The organism is Micrococcus sp. KT16, assembly GCF_003315015.1.
Lineage (GTDB): Bacteria > Actinomycetota > Actinomycetes > Actinomycetales > Micrococcaceae > Micrococcus > Micrococcus luteus.
Genome location: NZ_QNRG01000005.1, coordinates 121,364 through 136,472, shown reverse-complemented (window position 1 = coordinate 136,472; position 15,109 = coordinate 121,364). Strand labels below are relative to the sequence as shown.

The 15,109-nt window shown below is 72.8% G+C and carries 13 protein-coding genes and 2 tRNA genes; 4 read left to right on the top strand and 11 right to left on the bottom strand.

What is annotated here, in order from left to right:
* Positions 1-84: 84 nt before the first annotated feature.
* A complete protein-coding gene (locus DE149_RS06655; RefSeq protein ID WP_233490716.1) occupies positions 85-318 on the top strand; it encodes a GNAT family N-acetyltransferase in 234 nt (77 codons plus the stop codon).
* A 9-nt stretch (positions 319-327) separates the two neighbouring features.
* Here the strand turns inward: DE149_RS06655 and DE149_RS06650 are convergent, their stop codons facing one another.
* The 4 genes from DE149_RS06650 to DE149_RS06635 all read right to left on the bottom strand — a co-directional run bounded on the left by DE149_RS06650 (position 328) and on the right by DE149_RS06635 (position 4,628).
* Positions 328-1,377 (bottom strand): hypothetical protein, encoded by a 1,050-nt coding sequence (locus DE149_RS06650; protein ID WP_113914194.1) that lies wholly within the window; start codon positions 1,375-1,377, stop codon positions 328-330.
* A 205-nt stretch (positions 1,378-1,582) separates the two neighbouring features.
* Positions 1,583-2,653 carry a DUF305 domain-containing protein gene (locus tag DE149_RS06645; RefSeq protein ID WP_113914193.1) on the bottom strand — a complete coding sequence of 357 codons (1,071 nt, stop codon included), beginning with the start codon at positions 2,651-2,653 and terminating at the stop codon, positions 1,583-1,585.
* Positions 2,654-2,775: 122 nt separating this feature from the next.
* Entirely contained in the window at positions 2,776-3,651 is an 876-nt protein-coding gene (locus DE149_RS06640; RefSeq protein ID WP_041103013.1) for a class F sortase, read from the bottom strand.
* 80 nt (positions 3,652-3,731) lie between these two features.
* Complete coding sequence (locus DE149_RS06635; RefSeq protein WP_041103011.1) at positions 3,732-4,628, bottom strand: LysR family transcriptional regulator; 897 nt, start codon at positions 4,626-4,628, stop codon at positions 3,732-3,734.
* Between the two features lie 145 nt (positions 4,629-4,773).
* Here DE149_RS06635 and gabT point away from each other — a divergent pair, with 145 nt between their 5' ends.
* Positions 4,774-6,096: a 4-aminobutyrate--2-oxoglutarate transaminase gene (gene gabT, locus DE149_RS06630; RefSeq protein ID WP_041103009.1), complete on the top strand. Its 1,323-nt coding sequence runs from the start codon at positions 4,774-4,776 to the stop codon at positions 6,094-6,096.
* 81 nt (positions 6,097-6,177) lie between these two features.
* On the opposite strand, the gene DE149_RS06625 is transcribed toward gabT, so the two are convergent.
* From DE149_RS06625 to DE149_RS06610, 4 genes are all read right to left on the bottom strand, one after another.
* Positions 6,178-6,489 carry a hypothetical protein gene (locus DE149_RS06625; protein WP_036340936.1) on the bottom strand — a complete coding sequence of 104 codons (312 nt, stop codon included), beginning with the start codon at positions 6,487-6,489 and terminating at the stop codon, positions 6,178-6,180.
* Between the two features lie 199 nt (positions 6,490-6,688).
* Positions 6,689-8,074 (bottom strand): NAD-dependent succinate-semialdehyde dehydrogenase, encoded by a 1,386-nt coding sequence (locus DE149_RS06620; RefSeq protein ID WP_113914192.1) that lies wholly within the window; start codon positions 8,072-8,074, stop codon positions 6,689-6,691.
* The gene (locus DE149_RS06615) at positions 8,071-9,732 is read right to left on the bottom strand and encodes an APC family permease (RefSeq protein WP_036316957.1); all 1,662 of its coding nucleotides are present in this window, start codon (positions 9,730-9,732) and stop codon (positions 8,071-8,073) included. Before DE149_RS06615 ends, DE149_RS06620 begins: the two co-directional genes overlap by 4 nt.
* Positions 9,733-9,758: 26 nt before the next feature.
* Positions 9,759-11,291, bottom strand: coding sequence for an NAD(P)/FAD-dependent oxidoreductase (locus DE149_RS06610; protein ID WP_041103003.1), 1,533 nt, complete (start codon positions 11,289-11,291; stop codon positions 9,759-9,761).
* Positions 11,292-11,452: 161 nt separating this feature from the next.
* Between DE149_RS06610 and DE149_RS06605 the strand changes: the two genes are divergently transcribed.
* A complete protein-coding gene (locus DE149_RS06605; RefSeq protein ID WP_036381598.1) occupies positions 11,453-12,145 on the top strand; it encodes a TetR/AcrR family transcriptional regulator in 693 nt (230 codons plus the stop codon).
* Between the two features lie 96 nt (positions 12,146-12,241).
* Here the strand turns inward: DE149_RS06605 and DE149_RS06600 are convergent, their stop codons facing one another.
* Both DE149_RS06600 and DE149_RS06595 read right to left on the bottom strand, forming a co-directional pair.
* Positions 12,242-13,321: a hypothetical protein gene (locus tag DE149_RS06600; protein ID WP_089529318.1), complete on the bottom strand. Its 1,080-nt coding sequence runs from the start codon at positions 13,319-13,321 to the stop codon at positions 12,242-12,244.
* A 246-nt stretch (positions 13,322-13,567) separates the two neighbouring features.
* Positions 13,568-13,640, bottom strand: a tRNA-Ala gene (locus DE149_RS06595).
* Between the two features lie 170 nt (positions 13,641-13,810).
* On the opposite strand from DE149_RS06595, the gene DE149_RS06590 reads away from it, so the two are divergent.
* Positions 13,811-14,941 (top strand): oxidoreductase, encoded by a 1,131-nt coding sequence (locus tag DE149_RS06590; protein ID WP_060973671.1) that lies wholly within the window; start codon positions 13,811-13,813, stop codon positions 14,939-14,941.
* Positions 14,942-15,027: 86 nt separating this feature from the next.
* On the opposite strand, the gene DE149_RS06585 is transcribed toward DE149_RS06590, so the two are convergent.
* A tRNA-Ala gene (locus DE149_RS06585) sits at positions 15,028-15,103 on the bottom strand.
* Positions 15,104-15,109 lie beyond the last annotated feature (6 nt).

Below are 15,109 nucleotides of genomic sequence, written 5' to 3'. Positions count from 1 at the left end.
GGAAGCAGGCCCTCGCCCAGCTCGCCGCGGCCTACCCCGACCGGATCAACCCCTACCTGTGACCACCCCGCTTACACAGACAAGTTGACACGCCCCGACTTCCGGGACAACGGCGCGGCCGTCTCCCTGAACCGCGCGTTCACCATCCCGGTGCACCGCGGCCGGGGCCACGCCGCCGCGCTGACCGCGGGCGCCGTCGAGGACATCGCGACGAACGGCGGCCCCGCAGGGGGCCGCCGCATCGTGCCGATGTGCTGGTACGTCGCCCAGTGGTTCGACGAGCACCCGGAGAAGAGCGCGCTGCTCGCGCCCCGCTGACCGGCGCGGTCAGGCCGCGACGCGGTGCCGGCGCACCACGGCCAGGACGCCGGCGGCCAGCACCGCGACGGCGGCGGGCCACGCCCCGAGACCACGCCCGGTCTCGACCGCGTCCGGCACCGTGTGCTCGCCCTCGGCCGGCTCCGCGGGGGTCTCGGGCCCCGCCGGCGAGGTGGGGGTGTCGTGATCGGCCGGCTGGCCCGGAGCTGCAGCGTCGTCGAACAGGCCGGCCACGGGGAAGGTCACGAACCCCGGGATCCGCCCGTTCTCCCAGTCGTAGAGGTCCACGCGGGGGTCGCCGAACCGCACGGTCACCGTCCGCGTCGTCGTCACGCCGTCCCTCGTGGCCCGCAGGGTGACGGTGTCGGATCCGGTGAAGCCCTCGGGCGCCTGGTACACGTAGCCGCGCGGCCCGCCGGTCTCCTCCTCCGTCACCTCGACGACCCGACCCTCGGCCGGGCCCGCGACGAGCGTCAGCGGCGCCGCCTCATCGCCCGTGTACGAGGAGATGAACACGTGTCGCTCCCCCGGCGCCGCGAGCAGGGTGGTGTCCCAGGCGGTGGGGAGCATGTGGAAGCCGAGCTCATGACGCTGGTCGGCGCGCAGCGGCTCGCCCGGGTCAGCGTCGGTGAGGTCGGCGTCCGGACCGTAGGTGAGGGCGGCCACCTCGCCGCCCAGGACGTAGAGGGTGTAGACGACGGGACCGGTCCCCGACTCGCCCAGGCTCCGCCGGGCCGCGGCGACGTCGAAGTCACCGCGCTCCAACTCGTCGTCGTACGTGAACGGGACCTCGGTCTCGGCGCCGCGGGCCTCCCCCTCCAGCACCGGAGCCACCGTCAGGCGGACGTCGGACTCGTCCACCTCGAACTCGGTGCCGAAGGAGGCACCGGTCTCACCCTCCGCGCCGGCCACGAGGAAGGATCCGCCGGGCAGGCCGTGCTCGGCGGTCCATCCAGCGGGGTGGGCGGGTGAGGCGAGGGCAGGGGTCGCCCCCAGGCCGGTGAGAAGGACGCCGGCGCCCAGGGCGGCGGCAAGGCGGGTCGGTCGGGCGGTGCGCATCGTGCTCCTCCAGGGGTGCGGTGCTGCGACGGGCCGAAGGGTTCTCCGGCTCGGACGCCCGAGGTCGACCGGATGCCGCACTCGCCGCGTCGGCACGAATCTACGCCGCACGGACGTGAGGCGGGTCACCATCCGGTGACGAAGCGCTATCGACTCGGTCACGGCGACGCGCGATGCGGATCGGGCCGCCCGGCCGGCCGGTGTGTCAGCGGGATGCGCTGGGCGAGGGGCTTGCCCCGGAGGAGGGGCGCGGGGTGGCCTGCGCCGTGTCGGCCGGGCTGGGCGACGGGCTCGCCGATGCGGTGTCCCGCCCCCGCTGGTCCTCGGCGTCCCGGCCGGACGCGCTGGCGGAGCCCGACGCGCTGGAGGAACTGGGCGAGCTCGACGACGGCAGCACCGGCTTCTGGGTGGCGCGGAAGTTGCGCACCCGCTGCAGCGGCTCCGGGACGAAGTCCGAGGGGACGGAGCCGCCGTCGGCGCCGGTGCCCTCGATCTTGATGGGGCCGGTGAACCCGGACGGTTCCGCCGTGCGCGCCCCGCTCGACCCGATCACGCCCATCTCCGCGAGCGTCGCGGCCAAGCTCTCCAGCTCCTTGCGGTGGCCCTCGACCACGCTGGAGGCCAGCTCCTTCGCCGCGTCGTCCGAGCCGTCCTCCGCCTCCGTGGCGGAGATCGTCAGCGCGCCCTGATAGAGGCGGCGCATCTGGAGCAGGTAGATCCGTCCTGCCTCCTCCGGCTCGGCGGCGGCCAGCACGTTCTTCTCCCGGTCGGACAGGAGTCCGGCGCGCAGCTCGTCGCCCACGATCTCCGCCGGCTCCGCGTCCTCCGTGGACTCGGGCTGCGCAGACGGGGTCGCCTCGGCACCCGCACCGCGCACGTCATCCGAGGGGACGCCCCAGCCCTCGAGCATCGACTCGAGCCGGCGCGCCCGCTCCTCGTGCTCGGACTTCATCCGTTCGGCGGTGGCCCGGATCTCCTGGTCCACGCCGTCCTTGCCCAGCACCTCATCGGACTGCTGGATCGCGTCGCGGTGGTTGCGCAGCAGCAGACCCGCGAACTGGATGTCCGCCGCGAGCGGGTCGGCGGACGTCTGGCTGGGGCTGGCCAGCACGCCCTCCAGGTAGGTGTTCCCCGCCTCCGTGCCACCGGTCTGTCCGGGCTCCTCGGCGACGCTGCAGCCGCCGGTGGCCAGGGTGATGCTCAGGAGCGCCCCTCCGACGGCCACGCTCCAGCGGCGGGGGCGCACGCGGGCGGGGGCGATGTCGGCTCGGCTCATGGGCGCAGGTCCTCTCGGCGGTCGTCACCCGGTCACGGGGTCAATGGCGGTCCGACGCGGTCGGCCGCCCCGGCCTCCCCAGGGTACCCCTCCGGCCTCCCGGCCCCGGGGTCGCCGCGGCCTCAGGCGACGCGGGTGGCCTGCACCACCCAGTTGTTGAAGGCGTTCCCGGCCATCCCGGTGCCCGGCACGAGGTCGCACGTGATCAGCGTGACCTTTGCGTCATCGCCCCCGGGCTCCCAGGCCCAGCGGTGCGCCGGATCCTGGGTGAGCGCCTCCTTCTCCACCGAGACCGCGTCCGCGTCCGCCTCGAAGGCGGCCTGCGTGCCGTCGTCGTACGTCACCACGACGACGGCGCCCGCCCGCACGTCGCCCAGGTTCCAGAACACGTCCCGCACGCCGTAGTAGACGACGTGCCCGGCCAGGACCCCCGCGTACGGGGAGCGCTCCCCCGGCGTGGTGCCCCACTGCGGCGGACCGTACCAGCCGACCGTCTGCGGCTCCGGGTCGAGGTCGCCGCCCTCGTCCAACTGTGTCAGGTCGATCCCCGCTCCGACGATCTGCTCGCCGTCCTGGTGGACGTCCACGTGCACGGGTGTCGCCGTGATCTCGTCCCACGGGGCGGCGGGGCCGGAGAGGTGGGCGGCCGCGGCGGGGGCCGGCTCCTCGGTGGGGGTCGGCTCCTCGGACGGCGTGGGCTCCGCCGATGTGGGCGTGCCGGCGGGTTCCTGGGTCCCGCCGGGAACCGCCGCTTCGCCCGTGGGTGCCGCGGAGGACGGGGTCGGCGTCGGGGTCGGTGTGGCCGTCGGTGCAGGGCTGGGCGTGGAGCGTGCTGAGGACGACGGCGACGGGGTCGCGGACGCCGTGGCGCTGAGGGTGGGGGCAGCGCTGATCGGCACGGCGCCGACCGCCAGCACCCCGCGCAGCGCGAGGAACACGAGGCCCAGGCACAGCAGCACCAGGACCACCCACAGGGCGCGTCGGACGGTGGTGTTCATCCGGGTTCTCCCCTCGTGTGCATCGACGCGGCCCGCCCGGGGCCGCGTCCGACGACGGCATGGTCTCACGCGCTCCGGCCTCAGCGCGGCGCGTCATCCCCGGGCTCGGCATAGCGGTCCCGGACGAAGGCCTGCAGGCGACGGGCGAGCGCCTGCAGCGTCTCGGCGGCGAAGTGGTCCTCCCGCCACGCCGCGTGCAGTCGTACCGCGAGCGTCCGCCCCTGCGCGATGACCCGCACCGGCGTCAGCCCGAAGGCCGGGTCCTCGGTGACGACGGCGACGCCCGCCCCCGTCGCGACCAGGGCCTGGGCCACCCGCCCGGAGTTCGCCTCGGTGAGGGCCGGCGGCGTGAGGCCCGCCACGGCCACGGCGCCGTCGAGGACGCGCCGCGCCATGAAGGTGCGGGCGGGCGCGACGACGGGTTGGGCCACGAGCTCGTTGAGGGACACTCGCGTCCGGCCCGCCCAGGGGTGGCCCGGGGCGACGTACGCCCAGACCGGCAGGTCCATCAGCGGCAGCGACGCGACGGAGGGCGGCGGCACCGTCGGCATCACCACGAGGTCGTGCCGCGCGACGGCGTCGAGCAGCGAGTCGTCCAGCTGGGTCTCCGCGACGCGCGGGCGCGGGTCCTCCTCCCCGAAGGTGGCCACGAACGGCAGCACGACGTCGATGAGGGTGGTGCCCGGTGCGGCCACGGCCACGTCCGTGAGCCGACCGGAGGCGAGCGTGCGGGCCGCCTGCTCCGCCCGGCGATGGGCGACGAGGACCTCGCGCGCCACCGGGAGGAACGCCTCGCCGGCCGTCGTCAGCTCGAGCCGGCCGCCGACCCGGGCGAACAGTGGCAGGCGCAGCTCACGCTGAAGCCGCTGCAGCTGCCGACTGAGCGCGGACTGCAGGAGATCCAGGCGGATCGCGGCCCCCGAGACCGTGCCGACCTCGGCCACCGTGACGAAGGCCCTGAGCAGTTTCTCCTCCATGCCGGATAAGCATAGCCTCCATGCCGGATCATCACTGGACGGCATGGCCTCGACGCCCCACCATGGGAGGACGCGGCCCGACGCGTCGTCGTCGTGCCCACCCGTCGTCCCCGCTCCCCGTGAGCCGTCCCCAGGAGGCATCCCCATGACCGCCACCCCCGACCTCGAGCAGACCCGCCACCTGGCCACCGAGCTGCCCGGCCCACGCTCCCGTGAGCTCGCCGAGCGCCAGAAGCGCGCCGTCCCAGCCGGCGTGGCCACCACGATGCCGGTGTACGCGGCCCGCGCCGCGGGCGGCATCCTCGAGGACGTGGACGGCAACCGCCTGATCGATCTGGCCTCCGGCATCGCCGTCACCTCCGTGGGCGCCTCCCACCCGCGCGTCGTGGCCGCCGTCCAGGAGCAGGTCGCGCAGTTCACCCACACCTCGTTCATGATCACGCCCTACGAGGGCTACGTGGCCGTGGCCGAGCAGCTGGACCGCACCAGCCCGATCCCCGGCGAGACCCGCACCGCCCTGTTCAATTCCGGCGCCGAGGCCGTGGAGAACGCCGTCAAGGTGGCCCGCGCCTACACCGGCAAGCAGGCTGTGGCCGCGTTCGACCACGCCTATCACGGCCGCACCACCCTGACGATGGCGCTGACCGCCAAGTCCATGCCCTACAAGCACAGCTTCGGACCGTTCGCCCCCGAGATCTACCGCGTGCCCGGCTCCTACCCGCTACGCGACGGCCTGTCCGGCGCCGAGGCCGCGCAGCGTGCCATCTCCGCGCTGGAGAAGCAGATCGGTGCCGACAACCTGGCCGCCGTGATCATGGAGCCGATCCAGGGCGAGGGCGGCTTCATCGTCCCGGCCGAGGGCTTCCTGCCGGCCGTGGTCGAGTGGTGCAAGGCCAACGACGTCCTGTTCATCGCGGACGAGGTCCAGTCCGGCATCGCCCGCACCGGCGCCTGGTTCGCCTCCGAGACCGAGGGCATCGAGCCGGACCTGATGGCGACCGCCAAGGGCATCGCCGGCGGCATGCCGCTCTCCGGCGTCACCGGCCGCGCCGAGGTGATGGACTCCGTGCACCCGGGCGGCCTCGGGGGCACCTACGGCGGCAACCCCGTCGCCACGGCGGCGGCGCTCGCCGTGTTCGAGGCCGTCGAGGAGGACGGTCTCCTGGAGAAGGCCCGCCGGATCGAGCAGGTCATCCGCGAGCACTTCGCGCAGAACGCCGACGACCGCATCGCCGAGGTCCGCGGCCGCGGCGCGATGATGGCGATCGAGTTCGTGGACCCCGCCACCGGCGAGCCGGACGCGACGCTGACCGCCACCGTGGCCGCGGCCGTGCGCGCCGCCGGCGTCATCCTGCTCACCTGCGGCACCTACGGCAACGTCGTACGCTTCCTGCCGCCGCTGACCATCGGTGAAGACCTCCTCAAGGAGGGCCTGAGCGAGGTCACGAACGCGCTGCAGTCCGCCTGAGCCCCCGCCACCGGCGGACCGACGACGACGGCCCCGCATCCCTGCCCGGGATGCGGGGCCGTCCGCCTGTCGGCGGAGGACTCAGATGTCGTCCTCGTACGCGGGGCCGCCTTCGTTCTCCATGGCCTCGATGCGCCGGGACTTCTCGGCGGTGAAGATCCGGCGGACCCCCGTGCCGCCGAACTCGTCCTCCGGGACCAGCCCGACGCCGTACTTCAGCAGGGCCTTCTCCAGACGCAGACGCTCGTCCACCCGCAGGTCGGCCAGCCCCTTCTCGAAGCGGCGCAGCTGCTCCTTCTCGAGACCGGCCGCGGTGGCCAGGGTGCGGACACTGACCTGGGCGAGAGCGCGGCCGGCGCGCGCCACGTCGAAGGTAATCGGGGTGGGGTACATCAGACATTCTCGATTCTGCAGTTCTCGACGGGGATCCGGTCCATGATGGCCGCGCCCCGGTTGAAGGGACAAGGGCGCGCCAGCCTAGAACCCGCTGTGCGACATGCGCGTCGCTGACCCATCGCTCCCGCCACGCCGGCGGGACGCGGACGGGCCCGCCTCCGGTCACCGGAGGCGGGCCCGTCGTCGTCGTGGGGTGTCAGTCCTGGACGAAGTACATCTGCTTGTTGACGAACTCGTCCATGCCGAGCGGGCCGAGCTCGCGGCCGAAGCCGGAGCGCTTGATGCCGCCGAACGGGATCTCCGCCCCTTCTCCCGCCGGCGTGTTGACGTTGGCCATGCCGACCTCGAGCTGCCGGGCGATCCGCTCGGCCTGAGCCTCGTCCTGGGAGAACACGGCGCCGCCCAGGCCGTACTGGGAGTCGTTGGCGAGAGCGAGCGCCTCGTCCGCGGACTCCACCTTGTAGACGACTGCGACGGGGCCGAAGAGCTCCTCGCGGTAGGCGTCCATCTCGGAGGTGACGCCCGTGATCACGGCCGGGGCGAAGCGGGCGCCCGCCTCGTCCGTGACGGTCCCGCCGACGTGGACGGTCGCCCCCTGCTGCCGGGCCCGCTCCACCTGCTCGGCCAGGCGCTCGGCGGCACCGCGCGAGGACAGCGGGGTGAACACCGTCGGGTCCTCGTCGGCGGCCTCCCCGGGCTTCATGGCCTCGGCCAGGGACACCAGCTCGGCCACGAAGGCGTCGTGGATGTCCGCCGTGACGATCATGCGCTTGTTGGAGTTGCAGGCCTGGCCCATGTTGTACATGCGGGTCGCCCACGCGGTGCGGGCGGCCTCGGCCGGGTCCTCGGCGTCGAGCACGATGTACGGGTCCGACCCGCCGAGCTCGAGGACGGCCTTCTTGAGGTGCTGGCCCGCGAGCGCGCCGATCACGGAGCCGGCCCGCTCGGAGCCGGTCAGGGACACGCCGGCCACGCGCGGGTCGGCGATGAACTCGGCGATCTGGTCGTGCGTGGCGAAGACGTTGGTGTACACGCCGGCCGGCACGCCGGCGTCGTCCATGATCTGCTGCACGGCCAGGGCCGAGCGGGGGCAGATCTCGGCGTGCTTGAGCACGATCGCGTTGCCGAGCATGAGGTTCGGCGCGGCGAAACGGGCGATCTGGTAGTACGGGAAGTTCCAGGGCATGACCCCCAGCAGCACGCCCAGGGGCAGGTGGCGGATCATGGCGCGGCCGCCCCCGTAGGTCTCGATGGGGCGGTCCGCGGCGAGGGTGGGGCCCTTGTCCGCGAAGTAGCCGAAGATGGCCGAGCTGAACTCCGCCTCCTCGACGCCCTCGGTCACGCGCTTGCCCATCTCGGTGGCGATGATCTGCGCGAGCTCGTCTTTGCGCTCCTCGAAGAGGTCCGCGACCTTCTGCACGATGGTGGCGCGTTCCTCGATGGGGCGGGCGGCCCATGCGCGCTGGGCGGTCTCGGCGGCGGCCAGCACCTGGTCGACCTCACCGTCGGCGAGGGCGGGGAAGGTCTCCACGACCTGGTCGGTGCTGGGGTCCTGCACGCGATAGCCGGTGGGGGTGCTCATGAGTGGGTCCTCTCGTTGGGGTCCCGGACCACGGCAGTGCCGTCGTCGTCCGGACGGATGATCGGGATGGGTCGGGTCGAGTCCGTCTGCGGCAGGGTCTCGCCACGGAAGTAGGCCGGGTGGCGCAGCCGCGTCCACATCATCAGTACCACGCCGATGGCCAGCACGCCCATGCCCAGGATGAACACGGTGCCGACACCGAACACGGAGGAGCCGGAGCCGTAGTCGGGGTCGGTGGAGTCCATCGCGGTCACGCAGAACATCACCAGCAGCACGAGGCCGCCGATCAGCGGGAACAGGAAGGTGGTGAGGGCGTTGCCCACCGAGGTGAACCACTCGCGGCGGAAGTACCAGACGCAGGCCAGGGCGGTGATGCCGTAGTAGAAGCAGATCATCAGGCCCAGAGCGGTGATGGTGTCCCACAGGGCGTTCTCGGAGAGCAGCCGCGTGACGACGTAGAAGAGGCCGGCGAAGCCCGCGCACACCCAGGTCGCGAAGGCCGGGCTGTTGAACCGGGGGCTCAGCTCGGCGAAGCGCGCGGGCACAGCCCGGTAGAAGCCCATCGCCAGCAGGGTGCGGGCCGGGGAGACCATGGTGGACTGCAGGGAGGCCAGGGAGCTGACGAGGATCGCGCTGGACATGATCACGGCAAAGGGGCCCAGGATCGGGCCGGCGAGGACCGCGAAGATCGACTCCTGGTTGTCCGGGTTGCCCGCGCCCAGGCCCTCGGAGCCGATGCCCGCCCAGGAGATCACGGCCAGGGCGGACAGGATGTAGACGGCGATGATGACGAACACGGTGACGGCGGCGGCCCGGCCGGGGGTGCGCTCGGGGTCCTTGGTCTCCTCGTTCATCGTGAGGGTCACGTCCCAGCCCCAGAACAGGAAGATGGACAGGGAGACGCCGGCCGCGACCACACTGAAGTCGCCCGCGGTGAACGGGTTGAACCAGTCCAGCTGCACCGGGGTGGGGTCGAAGCCCGCGCCACGGGAGGACTGCGTCAGGGCGGCGACCGCGAACGCACCGAGGGCCAGGATCTGGAAGGCCACCAGGATGTACTGCAGGTGCTTGGTGGTCTCCATGCCGCGGTGCGAGATCCATCCGGCCAGGGCCAGGTACACCAGGGTCAGGGGGATGTTGACCCACAGGTTGCCGGCCAGGTCCGCGATGGCCTGGCTCCCGGTGATCTGGGCGAGCAGCAGGAACGTGAAGTCGACGGCGACGGCCGCCAGGTTGGACAGCACGATCACGGAGGCGGCGATGAGCCCCCAGCCGCCCATCCACCCGACATACGGCCCGAAGGCGTGCGTGGCCCAGGTGAACGACGTGCCGGAGTCCGGCACCCGCGTGTTCAGCGCCCGGTAGCCGAGGGCCACCAGGAGCATCGGGATGAAGCCGAGCAGCAGGATCGCGGGCACGTGGGTGCCGACGGTGCTGATGGTCGGCCCGAGGCCCGAGGTCAACGTGTAGGCGGGGGCGACGACGGAGACGCCGATCACCACCGCCCCGAGCAGGCCGACCTTGCCGGCCTGGAGCCCCTTGTTGCTCACCCCGCCCGGGTTGAGCAGGTTGACCTGCTCGATGGCGGAGGTGGTCGGGTACACGTGCTCGTGTCCCTCATTGTCGACGACGCGGCGTCGTGGGGTGGATGCGCTCATGAGGATGTCCTTGTCCGTCGGGCCGGTCAGCCGGTGGGCTGCCCCGCGTCAGTGGCTTCCCGCTCGGCGATGGCCAGGGCGGCGGCCTCGCCCATGCGGATCGCGCCGTCCACGTGCTGGTAGCCCTCGGCTGCGATGTCCGAGCACGCGTAGTGGATGGGACCGGTCGGGCGGTTCTGGAGGTGGCCCCAGCGGGAGAGCCCGCCGAGGTCGTAGCTGGTGGCGTAGGCGCCTCGGGTCCACTCCTCGGCGGCCATGTCCGAGAGGAAGAACGCGATCGGCTCGAGGGTCCGGGGGCCGAGGTACTCGGCCATGGCGCCGAGGATCGCGGCCTTGCGCTCCTCCTCCGGCAGGGCCCACATCTGCTCCGCGTACACGTCGGACACGAAGCCGACGAGGGTGCCGTGCGGGTCCTCCTTGCCCGGGGCGCCACCGGCCAGGTTCTCGCCGCGGTTGGTGTTGTCATAGATCTCCTGGACGAGACGGCCCCCACCGAAGCACGTGCCGGACAGGCCCTCCTCGCGCCAGAACGGGGTCTCGTACACGGCGTGCACCTTGATGACCAGGCCCATGGAGATGTGCTGGTGCGCGATCTGCTGCTCGCGCGGCATCGGCGGCTCGAAGGAGATGCGGCTGTAGAGGTTCGGCGGGACGGCCAGGACCGCGTAGCGGGCGTGCACCTCGTAGTCGTCAGTGAGCGCCACGACGTCGCCGGCGGCGCCGTCGTGCGCCACGCCGTTGCGCACGTCTGCGGCCACACCGTTCTTCTCGTCCGCGGTGGACGGGTCCGGCTCGGCCCAGCGCAGGGTGCGCACCGGCTGGCCGAGGACGACGTCGTCGCCCAGCTCGGCGGCCATGGCCAGGGACACGGACTGCATGCCGCCCTCGACGCGCTTGTCCAGGATGAAGTCCTCGTCCACCAGGTTGCGGAACGACCCCGCCGAGGCGGACATGAGCAGCGCCTGGAGCAGGGAGAAGGTGTGGGAGGGCTTGGTCAGCATGCCGGAGGCGATGTAGATGGAGACGTTGTCGATGGCCTCCGGGTCGTCGGACTGCTGCTCCAGCCAGTGCCGGAAGGAGATCTTGTCCAGCTCGGCGGCCCGCGGGTGCTCCCACGGGGCGGCGGCGTCGATCTCGGCGGTCAGTTCGTCGATCTTGGCGATCAGGCGATCCATCTCCCGGTCCGTCTTCTCGGCCACCGGGAAGTCGAGGCCGTCGTAGACGTGGCGTTCTCCGCGCGGGTCCACGTAGACGTTGCGACCGTCGCGGAAGCGGGAGAACGTCGGCAGGCCGAGCTCCTCCACCAGGGAGATGAGGCGGGTCTGGTCCGGGGAGATCCACTGGCCGCCGATCTCGATGAAGTGGTCCTTGCCGTCGGCGCCCTCGACCAGGCCGTTCCAGGTGCGGCCGCCGACGCGCCGGCGAGCCTCCAGGACGGTGACGGACAGGCCCTGGGCCTTCGCGGTGCGGGCGGCCATGAGGCCGGCCGGGCCGGCGCCGATCACGACGACGTCGCTCGTCCGGCGCTCGCGGCCGGCGGTGGCGGGGGCGGTGGTCATGGGGTGCTCCTCTGGCGGGGACGGGGCATCGGGCGGGGCCCGGGTGAATGCCGTTCATTTAGAGTGTCGGCGCTCACTGTACGGGCCGCGCGCCGGGAAGGGAAGGCTGGTCCGTAGCCGGCCTGACACCTCCTGCCCGTCCGACGGGTCAGAATGGCCGGATGGACGAGACCACTGAACCGCCCCGGGCGCGCCGCCGCCGCGGACGACCTCTCTCCCCCGCTCTGAGCCGCGAAGCGATCGCGGACGCGGCGCTCGCGGTCGCCCGCACCGAGGGATACGAAGGGCTCACCATGGCGGCGGTCGGCCGTCGCCTGGGCGTGGCGCCGAGCGCGCTCTACAACCACATCAGCGGCAAGCATGAGCTGCTCGTCCTGCTGCAGGACGCCGTGATGGGCGAGGTCTCGCTCGTCGAGCTGGAGGCCGCGATCCGGGGCGAGGTGCCCGTCGTCGCCGCCCTGCGGGCGTGGGCGCGCTCCTACCGCGACGTCTTCGCGGCCCATCCGCCGCTGATCCCGCTCATCGCGACCCTGCCGATCGAGGGAGCCCCGTCGACGCAGCGGGTCTACGAGACGGTGTGCGCGGTGCTGGCCCGGACCGGTCTGGCGCCGGAGCAGGTGCTGGCCCGGGTGATCGCGCTCGAGTCGTTCATCTACGGGTCTGCGTACGACGTCGACGCTCCGGCCGACATCTTCGAGGTGGCGGGGGCGCAGGAGCGCCTGCCCGCGCTTGGCGCGGCCGCCGAGGCCTTCCGGGCGGGCGGGGGCACGCGCGCGACGGGGGCGCGGAACCCCTATGCGGACGCACCCTTCGAGGAGGGACTGGACCTGCTGCTCGCGGGCCTCGGCGACTGACCCGCGGACTGCCGGCCACGTGTCAGGCCGGCACGGACGCGCCGCCCCTGTGTGTGAGAGGGGCGGCGCGTCGACGGATCTGTGCGCGGCGGATTTTCAGTCGGTCAGGCCCAGACGACGGCGGGCCGCGACCAGCACCCCCGCGGCGGCGGCGCCGAGGCCGGCCAGCCACCAGCCGGTGGACTGCCCCGTCTCGACGGTGTCCGGGGTCGTGTGCTGCTCGTCGGCGTCGTCCTCGACCGGAGCGGGCTGCTCCTCCTCGTCCTCCGGAGCCGGGGCGGCCTCGTCGGCCCGGAACGCGGCGAGCGCCGCGGCGGTGTCCGGGTCGGTCAGGTCGAGCGGCTTCCCGTTGAGGACGCCGTCCTCGGCATCGAGGAAGCCGTCGTACGCGGCGGAGATCTCCTCGCCGACATGCACGGTGACGGTCTGGACGTGGGCGACGTGGTCGCTGTGGAAGTCGACGGTGAAGGTGTCCGTACCGACGAAGCCCTCGTCGGGGATGTACCAGGCACGGAGCTCGGAGTGCTCCGAGTCACGGAACGCGAAGACCTCACCGTGGGCCGGCTCGGCCACGACCGCCGCGTAGGCGTCCTCCATCGTCGGCGCGGCGACCAGGTGGACGATCTCAGCGCCCGCCACCCCGGGAGCCAACTGCATGGCCGAGTCCCAGACCAGGGGCCGGTCCCCGAGGTCGGCCGTCTGCGGGCCGTCGACGGCGTGCACGGCCGCCCCCTGATCGTCGGCGAGGTCGGCGTCCGCCTGGAGCGTGATGCCCATGTTCAGCATCTGCCCGTCCACCTCCACGTCGTACCGCACGAGGCCTTCACCGGCCGCGCCGAGCGCGCGGCGGGTCTCCAGGACGTCCACCGCGCCGCCGTCGATGACGTCCAGGGCGGTGAACTCCACCTCCTGGCCGCCCTCCAGGCGGGTGCCGTCCTCGGCCACCGGGGTGAGCGTGAGCGTGAGGTCCTCCGGGTCGTAGCCGTCGTAGGTCTGGAAGAAGGCGGCGGTGACGTTCTCGTGGTCGACGGCCTGGAAGTAGCCGGCCTGGGGGCCATGGGCGTCGTCCCAGGCCGCGGCGGGGCCGGCGAGGGCGACGGTGGTGATGAGGCCGGCGGCGGCGACGGCGGCGGGCAGGTGACGGAGGGAGGGACGACGGGTACGGATGACGGACATGGCAGATCCTCACTGAGTCGGCCGGACAGGGGTGGCGGTCCCCGCCTCTGCAGCACCGGTGGTCCGGGCTCCACGGGTGGAGACGCCTCGAGTCTGTCCGCCGAGAGCCTGCCGTGAAAGGGCTGTGCGACGTCGATGCGTGATCGACGCTGGACCGCAACCCGGTCGTGACCGGTGGTTCTCGACGGCGAGCTGGCCGTCACGACGACGAAGGCCCGGTCCGCACGGACCGGGCCTTCTGACGGGTGGAGGTAAGGGGATTCGAACCCCTGACCTTCTGCATGCCATGCAGACGCGCTACCAACTGCGCCATACCCCCAGGTGGGTGGTGACTCCGTTTCCGGCGGACCGGCCGGAGCACCTGAACAGAATACCCGGCCTGCGGCAACCGCGCAAACCGGCCGGGCGGCGTCGATGGACCGCCGCGACGCCACGGCCTAGCGTGCAGGAGACGCCCCCATGCCCCCCCGCCAGCCCAGGAGGTCCTGCATGTCCCGCACTGACGCACCGATCCGCACCGCCCTGATCGGCTACGGGTTCGCCGGGAAGACGTTCCACGTCCCCCTGCTCCACGCCACGGAGGGACTCGCTCTCACCCATGTCGTCTCGAGCCGCCCGGACGCGGTGCACGCGGACCTGCCGGACGTCGTCGTGGTGCCTGACGTGGACAAGCTCCTGGCTCGCCACGACGTGGACCTCGTGGTGATCGCCGCCCCGAACGACCAACACGCGCCGCTCGCGCGCACGGCCCTGAGGGCGGGTAGGCACGTGGTGGTAGACAAGCCCTTCACGCTGAGTCTCGCCGAGGCGCGGGAGCTTCGCGACCTCGCGGTCGAGACCGGGCGGGTGCTGCGGGTGTTCCAGAACCGCCGCTTCGACAGCGACTTCCTGGGCATCGCCGAGCTGGTCCGCTCCGGCCGGCTCGGGGACGTCGTCCACCTCGAGTCCCGGATCGACCGCTTCCGCCCGACCGTCCGGGACCGCTGGCGGGAAGCCGCGGTGCCCGGGGGCGGCATCTGGTTCGACCTCGGACCGCACCTGGTCGACCAGGCGCTCCTGCTCTTCGGTGTCCCCGAACGCGTAGACGCCGACCTCGCGGCCCTGCGTCCGGGCGCCCCGGTCGAGGACTGGGCGCACTGCGTGCTGCAGTACCCGGGCCGGCGCGTGGTCCTGCAGGCGTCGATGCTCGTGGCCGGCGGCAGCCCGCGCTTCGCGGTCCACGGCACGCGTGGCTCCGCGGTGAAGGAACTGCCGGATCGGCAGGAGGTTCAGCTGCGCGCTGGTCTGCTCCCCGGCGCCGAGGGCTGGGGCGTCGATCCGGACCCGATCCTCCTGCACGACGGGGAGGGGAACACCGAGCGCGTCCCCGCGCCGATCGGAGCCCAGCAGCGGTCCTACGCGGGCGTGCGCGACGCGATCCTGGGCCGCGCGAGCAGCGACGCCGCCACCCCCGACCAGGCCGTCGCCGTGATGGCGGTGCTCGAGGCCGCCGTCGCCTCGGCGCGGGAGGGCCGTGCGGTGGAACCCGCACTCACGGCGGCGGAGCGCGCAGCGTACCCCGGCGTGTCCCCCGCACCGACCGCGGCGGAGCGACATCACCGCAGTGCAGAACCGCGGTGATGTCGCGGGGCGGCGGTCGCCTCCCGGCCCCGCACGGGAGTCCGACGACGACGAAGGCCCGGTCCGTGTGGACCGGGCCTTCTGACTGGTGGAGGTAAGGGGATTCGAACCCCTGACCTTCTGCATGCCATGCAGACGCGCTACCAACTGCGCCATACCCCCAGATGT